Origin of the sequence: Cupriavidus sp. GA3-3 (assembly GCF_000389805.1) — a bacterium.
Lineage (GTDB): Bacteria > Pseudomonadota > Gammaproteobacteria > Burkholderiales > Burkholderiaceae > Cupriavidus > Cupriavidus necator_D.
Window position 1 is genome coordinate 1 of the sequence record NZ_KB944469.1, and the last position, 13,237, is coordinate 13,237.

Genomic DNA, 13,237 nt, shown 5'->3' on the forward strand with positions numbered 1-13,237 from the left:
GCCCGCGGCCGGCGCGCGGCGGCAGGCTGACGCCAGGCCCGGCCGCGTCGCCACGCCTCAGGCGGCGGCGCGCACGCCGGCAACCTGCGCCAGTGCCTCGTCGCGCGTCAGCACGGTGGCGTATTTCTGCGCCATGTCGAACAGGTTGGCGTCATGCGGACCCAGCGCGCGGTCGCCCACGCAATCCGACACCACCAGCGGGCGGAAGCCCAGCGACATCGCGTCAACCACGCTGGCGCGCACGCAGCCGCTGGTGACGCAACCCGCCACCAGCAGCGTCTGCACGCCACGCTGCGTCAGCCAGGCCGCCAGCGAGGTGCCGAAGAACGCCGACGGCACCGTCTTGCGCACCACCAGTTCGCCCGGCGCCGGCGCCAGCTCCGGCACGATCTTGCTGTTGTGGCCATCCTCCTTCAGCGTCAGCATGCCCGGCACCTTCAGCGTGAAGATGTTGTGGTCGCTGTCGTCGTCGGCGAACACGATGCGGCTGTGCGCCACCGGCCAGCCCTGCTCGCGCGCGGTGCGCAGCAGCGGCTGGGTATTGCGGATCGCCTCGGGGATGTTGCCGCCGCCAAACACCGCCGGGTCGGCGAAGCCGTTGACGAAGTCGATGATCAGCAGGCCGTATGGGGCCTTCAGTGGAATCGACGCGCCGAAGCCCTGACGCTGGTAAGTCTGCACGGCGTCATCCATGGCACGCGTCCTTGTAGAGAGAAGCGGCCGGCGCGTGGTGGCCGTCCATCACCTTGCCGCGCACCACCACGGGCTCGCCGTCCAGGCTGACGGTGCAGTGGCGCACCGGGATATCGATATGGCAGGCCGTGGTGCGGCTGCCGCCGGCTTCGTTGTTGGGACCGAACGAGCACAGGAAGTTGCCCTCGTAGGCACGCGCATCCATGCCGATGGTGGCCTCGCGGTCGTACATCGCCAGCGCCGACCAGCTGGCGCGCGGCTGCAGGCCCCAGCCGATATGCGACATGGCATAGGCCTCGGGGTCGTTGAACGAGGCCATGTAATCGGCCAGCAGTTCGGCGTCCACGCCTCCCTCGATGCGGCGCACATAGCCGGCTTCGACCGTGATGCGGATCGGCGCCTGGATGTAAGACTTCATCGGCAGCAGGATGTCGCCGCGGTCCAGCACGATGGTGCCGTTGGTGCCGCCCTCGTCCGGCCAGGTCAGCACGAAGCCGCTCGGCCAGTGGTCCCAGCGGCCGGGCTCGTCGACAAAGCCGTACTCGCTGATCGCCGGGAATTCGCCCAGGCGGCAGCGCAGGTCCATGCCGGCGTCGGACACGATATGCATCTCGCGCGCCTTGCCCAGCCGCGCGGTCGCGGCCTTGACGCGGGCACGGTCGGCCTCGGTCGGCACCAGCCGTGCCAGCACTTCGGGCGGTTCCACCGCCAGCAGGATCCTGGTGCCTTGCGCCAGGATCTCGTGCTGCTCGGGCGAGAACAGCAGCGTCATCAGGTCCAGCACCAGGTCGCTCGCCTTGAGCGCAGCGATGGCGGCGGGATTGCCGGTGAGCGGCGTGGTACCGAGGTAGGCCAGCGCGTCGCGGCTGAGCGCCTTTTCGCCGTTGACAGGCGGCAGGTCGAGCCGGTTGACGATGGCGCCCATCGATGCCGCCGCCACCATCGCGGTGCGCAGCGTCTGCGGATGCGTGGCGGCGCCGGTCAGCACGGTGACGGTCTGTCCCGGCTCAAGCTTCGACAGCGTCAGCACCTGCTTCCACGCCGCGGTCAGGTCATAATCGCTTACGGGCATGTTCGCTCCTTGATCAGTTCAGCGCCGCACCCAGGAAGTCGCCGAAGGCGCGGTAGAAGCCGGCCTCGTCGTCCCACGGGATCATGTGGCCGGCGTTGGCGACATGCGCAAGCAGCAGCGCGGGCAGCAGCTTGCGCATCTCCTGCACGTCTTCCTCGCGGATCACGTCGCCGCGGCCGGCGGTCATCAGCAGAGCCGGCACGGCGACGTGCGGCAGGTTGGCGTGGATATCGTCCTCATGGAAGCCATTGAAGCTGGCCAGGATCGCGCGCTCGTCGCAGGTATGCAGCCATTGCGCGCGCAGGCGCAGCTGGTCCTCGGTCCAGGTCGGGCAGAAGCGGCGCATGCCTTCCACGTCGATGCCCTGCTGCGCCAGCCGGATCGAATCGATGTACCACGGCAGTTGCGACGGATACGGGCGGCGGCCCGGGCCCGACACCGGCGGATCGACCAGCACCAGGCGCGTCAGGCCTGCCGGCTTGCTGCGCGCGGCGCGGATGCCGATGCGCGCGCCCATCGAATGGCCGACGATGGCGTAGCGCTGCAAGCCAAGCGCTTTGGCAAACGCGATCACATCGGCAGCCTGCGCATCGAGGCTGTAGTCCAGCTCAGCGCCGGCCTGCGACAGGCCGCGGCCGCGCACGTCGAGCACATAGGTATCGAACTGCCGCCCGAACTGCTCGCCGACAAAGCCCCAGGTCACTGCCGGGCTGGTGATGCCCGGCACGATGATGACGGCATCGCGCTGCGCGCGCGCGCCGCCCTGCCCACCATAGCGCAGGTAGTGCTGGCGGATGCCGTTGGCGTTCACGTTGGCGCCGTAGAGAAAGGTGCTGTCTGCCATGGCCGCCCCCTTCAGTACGCGCCCGACAGCAGCGCGCCGGCGCCCGGCACCACCGGCTCCAGCCCGAGCCGCTTCAGCAGCGCATAGGTGGTGGCGACGGCGGCGGTAACCACCGGCTTGCCGGTCATTGCCTCGACCTTGGCCACGGCCGGCAGCGACGGCATCTGCACGCACGCCGACAGCACGATGACATCGGCGTCGGCCGTATTCATCTGCGCGACGATCTCCGGCAGCCGCGCCGGGTCATGGCGGCCCACCTCAAGGTTGTCGGGGATTTCCAGCGCGCGGTAGTCGACCACCTCATAGCCTTCATTGCGGATGTAGTCGACCACCAGCTCGGTCAGCGGCTTCATATAGGGTGCCACCACGGCGATGCGCTTCGCGCCCATCACCTTGAGCGCATCCACCAGCGCGCCGGCGCTGGTGATCACCGGCGCGTCGCCGCCGTTCTCGGCGGTATGCGCCTGCAGGCGCTGCTCGGACACGCGGTGGTAGCCGTGGCCCATGGCCATGATGGCCACCAGGCAGGCGTAGCCGAGCACGTCGACGCGGGCGTCGCTCAGTTCCACCGCGCAGCGGTCGGATTCGGCGTCCATGGCCGCCAGCTCTTCCTTGACCACCTTCTTCATCCGCATCCGGCTTGAGTGGAAGGTGAAGCGTTCCGGGCGCACCAGCTGGCGCGCGGCCAGCATCGCCGGGATCTCGGTTTCCATGGTGGTGTTGGAGCTCGGCACGATCTGGCCGATTCGGAAAACTTTCTGCACTGTCGACTCCGTCATCTGTTTGTCTGTCTACCCTGCCTGCTTCGCCCTGGCGGGCCCTGCATGCTGCGATTTATTTTAGTGTACACACTTTATCTAGGCAAACAGAATCTGCGCCGCCGCGAATTCACTCGTTCAGTGCATACTTAACCAATCAATCCCTGTTTTTGCGCGTAAATTCACCGATACAGCGCGATGTGCGGCGTCTTCACGTTTTCAGTAAGGGTTTTCCATAGGTTCATCAATTTCTTCTTTTACTTTGATATTTTGAGTGTGTACACTCGTTTTCAACGGTCGGCCGAGTGGCCGCCCCAGCCCCCATCGACCTTGTGTCATTGCCAGGAGAAAGAACGTGCAAGGCAAACCGCGAATCGCAGTTGTCGGCGCCGGACTCGGAGGGACGGCCGCGGCCGCCCTGCTGCAGCGAGCCGGCTTCCAAGTCAGGCTGTATGAACAGGCACCGGCGTTCTCGCGCCTGGGCGCGGGCATCCATGTGGGGCCCAACGTGATGAAGATCATGCGGCGCATCGGCATCGAGAACGCGCTCAACGACATGGGCTGCCACCCCGACTACTGGTACAGCCGCGACGGCCTGAGCGGCGAGGTGATCGCGCAGATCCCGCTGGGCGACTACGCGGAACGCCACTACGGCGCCAGCTACCTGACTGTGCACCGCGGCGACTTCCACAAGTTGCTGACCGACGCCGTGGCTCCCGACACGCTGTTCTTCAACAAGAAGCTGGAAAGCGTCACCGACCAGGGCGACGTGGTGCAATTGCGCTTCACCGACGGCACGGTCGAAGAGGCCGACATCGTGATCGGCGCGGACGGCGTCAACTCGCGCATCCGCGAGACGCTGCTGGGCGCCGAGCCGCCCAAGTACACCGGCTACGTGGCGCACCGCGCGGTGTTCCCGATCTCGCGCGTCAAGGGCTTCACGCATGAGCGCTGCACCAAGTGGTGGACCGACGACCGCCACATGATGGTCTACTTCGATACCAGCAAGCTCGACGAGATCTACTACGTCACCGGCGTGCCCGAGCCCGACTGGGACATGAGCAAGAGCTGGGTCCCGAGCAGCATCGAGGAAATGCGCGCCGCATTCGACGGCTGGCACGAGGGTGTGCAGTCGCTGATCGAAGGCACCGTCGAAGTGACCAAGTGGCCGCTGCTGGAGCGCGACCCGCTGCCGTTGTGGAGCCGGGGCCGCCTGGTGCTGCTCGGCGATGCCTGCCACCCGATGAAACCGCACATGGCACAAGGCGCCGCGATGGCGATCGAGGATGCCGCGATGCTCACGCGCTGCTTCACCGAGACCGGCGTGGACGACTTCGCCTCGGCATTCGCGCTGTATGAAGCGAACCGCAACGAGCGCGCGAGCAAGGTCCAGCTGGTCTCGCACAACAACACCTGGCTGCGCAGCAACGAGAACCCCGACTGGTGTTTCGGCTACGATGTCTTCAACGTGCCGCTGGTGTCGGCCGGGACCGGGACGCTGTCCGCAGCGGCCTGACGCCTGACCAACCCTGTCCGCCGCAGCCCCTCATCGAAGGGGCGCGGCGCAGCGATGCGTGATGTTCAAACCGCCCCCAGCCCCCCGATGAACACGCCCCGCCCCCTGACGCTGCAAGTCAATCACGCCGAGCACACGCTGAGCGTGGCCCCTGACACGCCGCTGCTCTACATCCTGCGCAACGACCTGTGCTGCAACGGGCCTAAGTACGGCTGCGGCCTGGGCCAGTGCGGCGCCTGCACGGTGCTGGTGGACGGCATGCCGGCGCGCGCCTGCGTGCTGCCGGTCAGGGCCGTGGTCGGGCACGCCGTCACCACGCTGGAAGGACTGGGCACCGATGCGCAGCCCGACCCGGTGCAGCAAGCGTTTATCGACGAGCAGGCCGCGCAATGCGGCTATTGCCTGAATGGCATGATCATGACCGCCAAGGCGCTGCTCGCGCAGAATCCCGATCCCGATGAGGCCCAGATCCGCGAGGCGCTGCGCTTCAACCTGTGCCGCTGCGGCACCCATGTGGAAATCGTGCGCGCGGTGCAACGTGCCGCGATGCTGCAACGGCAGACGGCCGGGGGGTCGGCATCGTGAATGAAGGACTCGTGCCCCAGGCCACCCCTGCGACCGCGGTCGCGGGCAGCATGCCGCCGCCCGCCGCCGACTGCCTGGTTGCCCGGGTGCTGACACCGCCTGGCCTGCGCTGGATCGACGGCAAGCCGCTGGCGGCACGCCTGCTGGGCGCGCAGCACGAGGCCGCGCTGGCGCTGCCGGGCGTGCGCGCGGTCGTCATCCGCAACAACTTTGCCGGCGTGGCGGCGGCTTCCGGCGCACAGGCCGCCAACGCAATCCAGGCGCTGCAGGCACGATGGTCCGCCCCGCCCCGCGCCGACGACGCACCGGTAACGCGCCACGCGCTGGCCCGGCGCGGCAATGCCGATGCGGTGCTGGCCGGCGCCGACGCGCGCCACACGCAGCACTACCAGTGGCCGCTGGCCGGCACCCGCGGCGAGGCGTATTGCACAGCCGTCGCCGACTGGCGCGACGGCAAGCTGACCGTGTGGCTGCCGAGCACGCGCCCTGGCGCGCTGCGCGCCGAGCTTGCCGCGCTGCTGGGCATCGCGCCGCAACAGGTGGTGCTGGCCTGCTGGCAATCGCCCGATGACCGCGCGGACCCGGCGCTGCTCGCGCCGCACGCCGCCGCCGACGCGGCGCTGCTGGCCCACGCCGCCGGACTGCCCGTGATGCGTCGGCTGTGTGCCGCCGATGTAGGCCTTGCCGATGCCGCGCTCGATGTGCGCGTCGACACCGCGCTGGCCGGCACTGCCATCGAAGCCTACGCCGCAACGCTGGCGGGCACCGCCGCCCCGGCCGTACCGCTGGCGCTGTGGCTGACGCATACGGCATCGCCCGTGGCGGACGGCATCGATGCCGACCATGCAGGCGCCACCACCATGCCGCCCTATCGCATCCCGCATGTCGACCTGGTTGCGACAGGCAACGCCGCCGCGTTCGATGCCGCGCCACTGGCGGCCGCCCGGGCCCAGGTGTTCGCCCGGGAATCCCATCTCGACGAGCTTGCCGCCGCCTCCGGCACCGATCCGGTCGCACTGCGGCTGGCGCATCTCGACGATGCGCGCGGCACGGCACTGGTACGGCAAGTGGCCGAGCGCGCCGCCTGGACGCCGGCCGCGCCCCGCGCCAACACAGCGGCAGGCAACGTACAGCGCGGCCGCGGCTTTGCCTATGCCCACACCATCGATCACGAAGCCGGGCAGACCTGGTCGGCATGGGTGGCCGAGGTCGAGGTCGACGGCACCACCGGCGAGCTGGCGGTCACGCGCGTGACGGTGGGGCATGACAGTGAATCGCTGCCGCGCGCGCAAGCCGCGCCGTCCGCGCGCTCGCTGGAGCTGGCCGTGGCCGATGCTGCCCTGCAGCTGACGTCGGCCACGCCCGCCTTCGACACCTGGCCGGCCGAGGCGCCATCTGCCAGCCAGGCGCTGCCGGCCGTGCCGGGCAGCGCCCTGCCGGAAGTCCGCCTGGCCGGCACGCTCGCCCCGCATGACGCGCTGGCTGCCAGCCCGACCGGCACCATGCCCGCCGCCGCGGCCGTGGCCAATGCCATCTACGATGCCACCGGCGTGCGCCTGCGCGCGCCGCCCTTCAGCGCCGACCGCATCCGGCTGGCGCTGGCCGAGGCCAGGCCCGGCAACCAGCGCAGCAAGCGCGGCTGGATCGCCGCAGCCGCCGCAGCCGCTGCCGGCGTGTGCGCCACGCTGATGCCCTGGCGCGCGCCGATCGCACCGGTGGCGCCGCCCGAGGCCGGCTTCTACTCCGCCGCCACGCTCGAACGCGGCCGGCTGGTGGCCGCCGCGGGAGACTGTGCGGTTTGCCATACCGCGCCGGGCGGCGTGAAGAACGCCGGCGGCCTGCCGCTGGAGACGCCCTTCGGCACGGTCTACAGCACCAACATCACCCCGGATGTGCGGACCGGCATCGGCAACTGGTCCTTCGCCGCGTTCGAGCGCGCCATGCGCGAGGGCATCCACCGCGACGGGCGCCGCCTGTATCCCGCGTTCCCGTACACCGCATTCGCGAAGATCAGCGACGGCGACATGCAGGCGCTGTATGGGTACCTGATGTCGGCAGAGCCGGTGAAAGCCGAAGTCCCGCAGACGCAGCTGGCGTTCCCCTTCAACCTGCGCCCGCTGCTGGCCGGCTGGAACCTGCTGTTCCATCGCAACGAGCGCTTTACACCGGACCCGTCGCGCTCCGCGCAATGGAATCGCGGCGCGTACCTGGCCGAAGGGCTGGGCCACTGCAGCGCCTGCCATTCGCCGCGCAACGCGCTCGGCGGCGAAAAGGGCGGCCGCCAGTACCTGACCGGCGGCAGCGCCGAAGGCTGGGAAGCGCCGCCGCTGACCGCGCTGTCGCAAGCACCGCTGCCCTGGACCGAAGCGGCGCTGTTCACCTACCTGCGCGGCGGCTATGCGCCGCACCATGGCGCCGCGGCCGGACCGATGGCACCGGTGGTCGAGGAACTGGCGCAACTGCCTGAGTCCGACGTGCGCGCGATTGCGCACTACGTGGCCTCGTTCGGCACGCCAGCGCCCTCGCCTGCCGTACTGGCCGCACAGGCAGCGCAGCTCGAGCAGCGCAGCGCGCAGGCCGCGCGCACCCTGGGCGGTCCCGGCGAACGCCTGTACCAGAGCGCATGCGCGGTCTGCCACCAGTCGGACCAGGGCATCGCCCAGTTCGGTGTCAAGCCTTCGCTGGCGCTCAATACGAACCTGCACAGCAAGCTGCCGGACAACGTGATCCAGGTGCTGCTGCAAGGCATGCCGGCACCGCCCAACAGCGAACTGGGGGCGATGCCGGCCTATGCCGACACGCTCGACGACCAGCAGATCGCGCAACTGACGCAGTACCTGCGCGCGCGCTTTGCGCCCGACAAACCCGCATGGCAGGACCTGGAGAACACCGTCGCGCGCCTGCGCGCGATGCCTGCCCACTAGGACTAGCAGACCCGGCGGGGCCGGCTCGCCGCGCCTACCGCATCCACGCTGACCGCACCTACGCCGTGCCTGGCAAGGCGCTTCGCCACCGGGCAGGGAACGTGCATTCCCGCGCCGGCGCCATGCGCGCCACGCGCGGGAAAACCCCGAGGAGGGAAAACGCAATTCGGCCTTGCCCGCCAGTTTCATGTAGCTTACGCTGAACGATCATGTAGTGCGCACTACATGAGTGCCGCGTGGCTCGCAGCGGTGCCGCCCCGCACAAGGACGGCGCGCCGCAAGCGGCAGACGAGACAACAAAACTAAAAGATTGGCCCTTTACATCACCGGAAGCGCTGGCCCGGGGCTTGCATAGTCCCCCGCAGCGCCGACCGGGAGGCCGGGCCTGGACCAACCAAGGGTAGACAACAAGGAGTGACTATGTCGTATCAGAACCAAGCAGGTGTTGCGAGCGTGCTACCGGGTCAGTTCTAGCCTCGCCAATTGGAGTACTCACCACGTTTCGTTGCAATTCGGTGCGATTGCCCCGGTGTGATCATCACGCATTAGTCAGTACCGTCTGGCCCTGCTTCGATACGTGTGCGTCCGAGTTCAAGAACCAGCCTATAAAGACAGGTAGACAACATGTCGTCATCAATTTCATCCATGGCAACAACGACCATCCCGGAAGTCACGCTAGGCGCGTCCCCACAGCCCAGCGCGCGGGGAGCGTCGCCTCAAACCATCACGATCGAGCAAGGCATCCGCGCGGCCGGCGTCGGCCGGTTCCAGTATCGGCTCTTCGTCATCTTCGGCCTGGTCTGGCTGGCTGACGCGATGCAGGTGCTGTCGATCGGCTTCACCGCGCCGTCGATTGCGGCGACCTTTGGCATTCCCGTACCGACCGCTCTGCAGACCGGGACGATGTTCTTTGTCGGCATGCTGATCGGCGCTTTCGTGTTCGGCCGGCTGGCTGACAGGATCGGCCGCCGGCCCGTGCTGATGATGGCGGTGGTCATCGACGCCATCTGCGGTGTCGCTTCCGCTTTCGCACCGGACTTCCAGTGGCTGCTGTTGCTGCGCTTCCTGACCGGCATCGGCGTCGGCGGCACGCTGCCCGTCGACTACACCATGATGGCCGAGTTCCTGCCCTCGGACCGGCGCGGTCGCTGGCTGGTCCTGCTGGAGTCGTTCTGGGCCGTCGGCACGATCCTGCTCGCCATTCTTGCGCTGATCGCCGTGTCGCGAGGCAATGATGCCTGGCGGCTGATTTTCCTCGTCACGGGCATCCCGGCCCTGGTCGGCGTGGTGTTCCGCTTCTTTGTTCCCGAGTCTCCGCTCTACCTGAATAAATCGGGTCGCTCGGCCGAGGCGCGCGCGGTGCTGCAGCGTGTCGCCACCGCCAATCGCGTGTCCGTTGAAATCGGCAACCTGGAGCCGCAGCCGATGGAGCGCAAGTCGGTCTTTGCGCTGTTCGCGCGCGGCTGCCGGCGCCGCACCATCTGCCTGCTTGCCGCCTGGGCGCTTATCTCGATCGCCTACTACGGCGTTTTCGTCTATCTGCCGGTCAAGCTGGCGGGCCAGGGCTTTGGCTTCATGCGCGGCCAGGTCTTCCTGATCGTGCTCGCGCTGGTGCAGCTCCCCGGGTTCGCGCTGGCCGCGCACGGCGTCGAGCGCTGGGGCCGCAAGCCGACCCTGATCGGCTTCCTGCTGCTCAGCGCGGCAGGCTGCATGCTCTACAGCCTGGGTACGTCCACCGCGCTTATCGTCGGCTCGACCCTGCTGATGAGCTTCTCGCTGCTCGGTACCTGGGGCGCCCTCTACGCCTTCACGCCCGAGGTGTACCCGACCGACCTGCGCGCCAGCGGGATGGGCACTGCGGGTGCGATGGCGCGCTTTGGCGGCCTGTTCGCGCCGTCCATCATTGCACCGATCATGGCCAGCCAGTTCACCCTCGCCCTGGCGCTGCTTTCGTCATTTCTTGCCGTGGCGGCGATCGCCATCTACATGGTGGATATCGAGTCGAAGAACCGCGCGCTTGACTAGCGCAAGGCGCCGCCGGACGCTCCCGGCGGTTCAGGGAGCCCGCCGGCGGCGCTGGCGTGGGCGGGTCCCGGAAGCGAAGCCACGGGCAGGGCGGCCCGCTTCCATTACAATCCGGCTGCAACGGCGCGGCGCGCTGGTCGACCCGATCTCGCCGCCCGCTTCACCTGCTTGCCCCTATCCCGCCGAGCCCTCGCCGCCAGCCATGAAACAAGACCCGCGCTTTCCCAACCTGTTCATCCTCGACCACCCGCTGATCCAGCACAAGCTCTCGCACATGCGCGACAAGGAAACGTCGACGCGCACCTTCCGCGAACTGCTGCGCGAGATCACGCTGCTGATGGGCTATGAGATCACCCGCAACCTGCCGCTGACCACGCGCCGCATCGAGACGCCGCTGGTGGAGCTGGACGCGCCGGTGATCGCCGGCAAGAAGCTGACCATCGTGCCAGTGCTGCGCGCGGGCGTGGGCATGAGCGACGGCCTGGTCGAGCTGATCCCGTCGGCGCGCATCGGCCATATCGGCGTGTACCGCGACGAGCAGCACCGCCCGGTGGAATACCTGGTGCGGCTGCCCGACGTGGAGGACCGCAGCTTCATCCTGTGCGACCCGATGGTCGCCACGGGCTATTCGGCTGCGCATGCCGTGGATGTGCTCAAGCGGCGCGGCGTGAAGGACGAGGCCATCACCTTCGTTGCGCTGGTGGCGGCGCCCGAGGGCGTGGAAGTGTTCCAGAAGGCGCATCCGAACGTGCAGCTGTTCGTGGCCTCGCTCGACAGCCATCTCGACGAGCACGCCTACATCGTGCCGGGCCTGGGCGATGCGGGCGACCGCCTGTTCGGCACCAAGAACTGAGTGGCGCGCGGCGGGCTGGCTTGCGCTTGACCGGCCTCAATAGTCCGCGCCACAGGGCTCCCTACACTGGCGGCAGGCGCCGGCGAGACCTCGCCGGCGGCCATCGCCAAAGCAAAGGGAGCCAAGCATGGAAGCCTTCAAGATCCTGTTCAGTACCAGCACCGGCCTGATGAGCCTGGGCGTGATCGTCTTCATCATCGGCATGGGGTGGTTCTTTGCGCGGATGTTCGCGCGCAAGATGCGCGAGGATGCGGCAGCGGCCAAGGCGCAGCAACAAGCGCAGCGTCGCTAAGGGAAAGGGCCGCATCGTGCGGCCCTTTCCGTCATTGCGTCAGTCCGGGTCTTTACTTCTTCTTGCCCAGCAGGCTCCCCAGCACGCCGCGGATCAGCTCGCGCCCGACCTGCGAGCCCACCGTGCGCGCGGCCGACTTGGCCATCGACTCCAGGATCGAATCGCCGCGGCCGGTCTTGCCGGTGCCCTTGGTCAGCGTGCCGAAGATGTCGCCGGCCGTGCCGAGCCAGCCGCTGTCCTGCTCGCCCGCTGGCTGCCCCGCCGGCGCGCCTCCGGCGCCCTTGCCGTTGCCATTGCCGACCGTCGCCACGCTGCCGCGCAGCTTTTCATAGGCGGATTCGCGGTCCACGGTCTTCTCGTAGGTGCCCGCCACCAGCGAACCGGCGATCAGCTGCTTGCGCTCTTCCTCCGTCGCCGGGCCGATGCGGCTGCCCGGTGCCAGCACCCAGGCGCGCTCGGTCACGCAGGGCGTGCCCTTGGCATCCAGGAACGACACCAGGGCCTCGCCCACGCCCAGTTCGCCGATCGCGGTTTCCAGGTCCAGCTTGGGGTTGGCGCGCATGGTGGTGGCCGCCACCTTGACCGCCTTCTGGTCGCGCGGGGTAAAGGCGCGCAGCGCATGCTGCACGCGGTTGCCCAGTTGGCCCAGCACGGTGTCGGGGATGTCGATCGGGTTCTGCGTGACGAAGTACACGCCCACGCCCTTGGAACGCACCAGCCGCACCACCTGCTCGATCTTGTCGAGCAGCGCCTTGGGCGCATCGTTGAACAGCAGGTGGGCCTCGTCGAAGAAGAACACCAGCTTGGGCTTGTCCAGGTCGCCGGCCTCGGGCAGCTTCTCGAACAGCTCGGACAGCATCCACAGCAAGAAGGTCGCGTACAGCCGCGGCGCGTTCATCAGCTTGTCGGCGGCCAGGATATTGACCACGCCCTGGCCCTTCTCGGTCTGGATGAAGTCTTCCAGGTTCAGCATCGGCTCACCGAAGAAGACATCCCCACCCTGCGATTCCAGCGCGATCAGCCCGCGCTGGATGGCGCCGATCGAGGCGGCCGAGATATTGCCGTACTCGGTGGTGAACTGGCCGGCGTTGTCGCCGACGTACTGCAGCATGGCGCGCAGGTCCTTGGCATCGAGCAGCAGGAGGCCATTGGCGTCGGCAATGCGGAACACCAGGTTCAGCACCCCCTGCTGGGTGTCGTTCAACTCCAGCATGCGCGACAGCAGCAGCGGGCCCATGTGCGAAACCGTGGCGCGCACCGGGTGGCCCTTCTCGCCGAACACGTCCCACAGCGTGGTCGGGCACGCGCCCCATGCCGGCTCCGGCAGGTTCAGGTCGGCCAGGCGCTGCTTGAGCTTGTCGGACGGCTGGCCAGCCTGCGAAATGCCGGTCAAGTCACCTTTGACGTCCGCCATGAAGACCGGCACGCCCAGTCGCGAGAAGCCCTGCGCCAGGGTCTGCAGCGTGACGGTCTTGCCGGTGCCGGTGGCGCCGGTGATCAGCCCGTGCCGGTTGCCCATCTGCGGCAGCAGCACCAGTTCATGTTCGGCGTTCTTGGCGATGAGGATGGGGTCGGCCATGATGTTCCTGGGGTTTTGAGGTCTGGCACCGCGGGACTCGCCACGGCAGCGGCGCGGGCAGGCCCGCGTGATAAAATCCTGGGCTGATTATAGCCA

11 protein-coding genes are annotated in these 13,237 nt (G+C 68.3%); 6 read left to right on the forward strand and 5 right to left on the reverse strand.

The window, feature by feature from the left end:
• Nucleotides 1-57 precede the first annotated feature (57 nt).
• The 4 genes from C265_RS08180 to C265_RS08195 are packed head-to-tail and all read right to left on the reverse strand — an operon-like array spanning nucleotide 58 to nucleotide 3,373.
• The gene (locus C265_RS08180; protein ID WP_010812894.1) at nucleotides 58-693 is read right to left on the reverse strand and encodes an N-carbamoylsarcosine amidohydrolase; all 636 of its coding nucleotides are present in this window, start codon (nucleotides 691-693) and stop codon (nucleotides 58-60) included.
• A complete protein-coding gene (locus C265_RS08185; RefSeq protein ID WP_010812895.1) occupies nucleotides 686-1,765 on the reverse strand; it encodes a hypothetical protein in 1,080 nt (359 codons plus the stop codon). Before C265_RS08185 ends, C265_RS08180 begins: the two co-directional genes overlap by 8 nt.
• Nucleotides 1,766-1,778: 13 nt before the next feature.
• On the reverse strand, nucleotides 1,779-2,609 hold the full coding sequence (locus C265_RS08190; RefSeq protein WP_010812896.1) for an alpha/beta fold hydrolase: 831 nt from the start codon (nucleotides 2,607-2,609) through the stop codon (nucleotides 1,779-1,781).
• Between the two features lie 11 nt (nucleotides 2,610-2,620).
• A complete protein-coding gene (locus C265_RS08195; RefSeq protein WP_010812897.1) occupies nucleotides 2,621-3,373 on the reverse strand; it encodes an Asp/Glu racemase in 753 nt (250 codons plus the stop codon).
• A 349-nt stretch (nucleotides 3,374-3,722) separates the two neighbouring features.
• Here C265_RS08195 and C265_RS08200 point away from each other — a divergent pair, with 349 nt between their 5' ends.
• The 6 genes from C265_RS08200 (at nucleotide 3,723) to C265_RS31295 (ending at nucleotide 11,562) form a co-directional block, all read left to right on the forward strand.
• On the forward strand, nucleotides 3,723-4,883 hold the full coding sequence (locus C265_RS08200; protein WP_010812898.1) for an FAD-dependent monooxygenase: 1,161 nt from the start codon (nucleotides 3,723-3,725) through the stop codon (nucleotides 4,881-4,883).
• 87 nt (nucleotides 4,884-4,970) lie between these two features.
• Complete coding sequence (locus C265_RS08205) at nucleotides 4,971-5,468, forward strand: (2Fe-2S)-binding protein (RefSeq protein WP_010812899.1); 498 nt, start codon at nucleotides 4,971-4,973, stop codon at nucleotides 5,466-5,468.
• Nucleotides 5,469-5,518: 50 nt separating this feature from the next.
• Entirely contained in the window at nucleotides 5,519-8,392 is a 2,874-nt protein-coding gene (locus C265_RS08210) for a c-type cytochrome (RefSeq protein ID WP_099045600.1), read from the forward strand.
• A 624-nt stretch (nucleotides 8,393-9,016) separates the two neighbouring features.
• Nucleotides 9,017-10,417 carry an MFS transporter gene (locus C265_RS08215; RefSeq protein WP_011614790.1) on the forward strand — a complete coding sequence of 467 codons (1,401 nt, stop codon included), beginning with the start codon at nucleotides 9,017-9,019 and terminating at the stop codon, nucleotides 10,415-10,417.
• A gap of 202 nt (nucleotides 10,418-10,619) precedes the next feature.
• Complete coding sequence (gene upp / locus C265_RS08220; protein WP_010812902.1) at nucleotides 10,620-11,270, forward strand: uracil phosphoribosyltransferase; 651 nt, start codon at nucleotides 10,620-10,622, stop codon at nucleotides 11,268-11,270.
• 127 nt (nucleotides 11,271-11,397) lie between these two features.
• Nucleotides 11,398-11,562 (forward strand): DUF3149 domain-containing protein, encoded by a 165-nt coding sequence (locus C265_RS31295; RefSeq protein ID WP_010812903.1) that lies wholly within the window; start codon nucleotides 11,398-11,400, stop codon nucleotides 11,560-11,562.
• Between the two features lie 52 nt (nucleotides 11,563-11,614).
• On the opposite strand, the gene C265_RS08225 is transcribed toward C265_RS31295, so the two are convergent.
• A complete protein-coding gene (locus tag C265_RS08225) occupies nucleotides 11,615-13,141 on the reverse strand; it encodes a helicase HerA-like C-terminal domain-containing protein (RefSeq protein ID WP_010812904.1) in 1,527 nt (508 codons plus the stop codon).
• Between the last annotated feature and the right edge of the window lie 96 nt (nucleotides 13,142-13,237).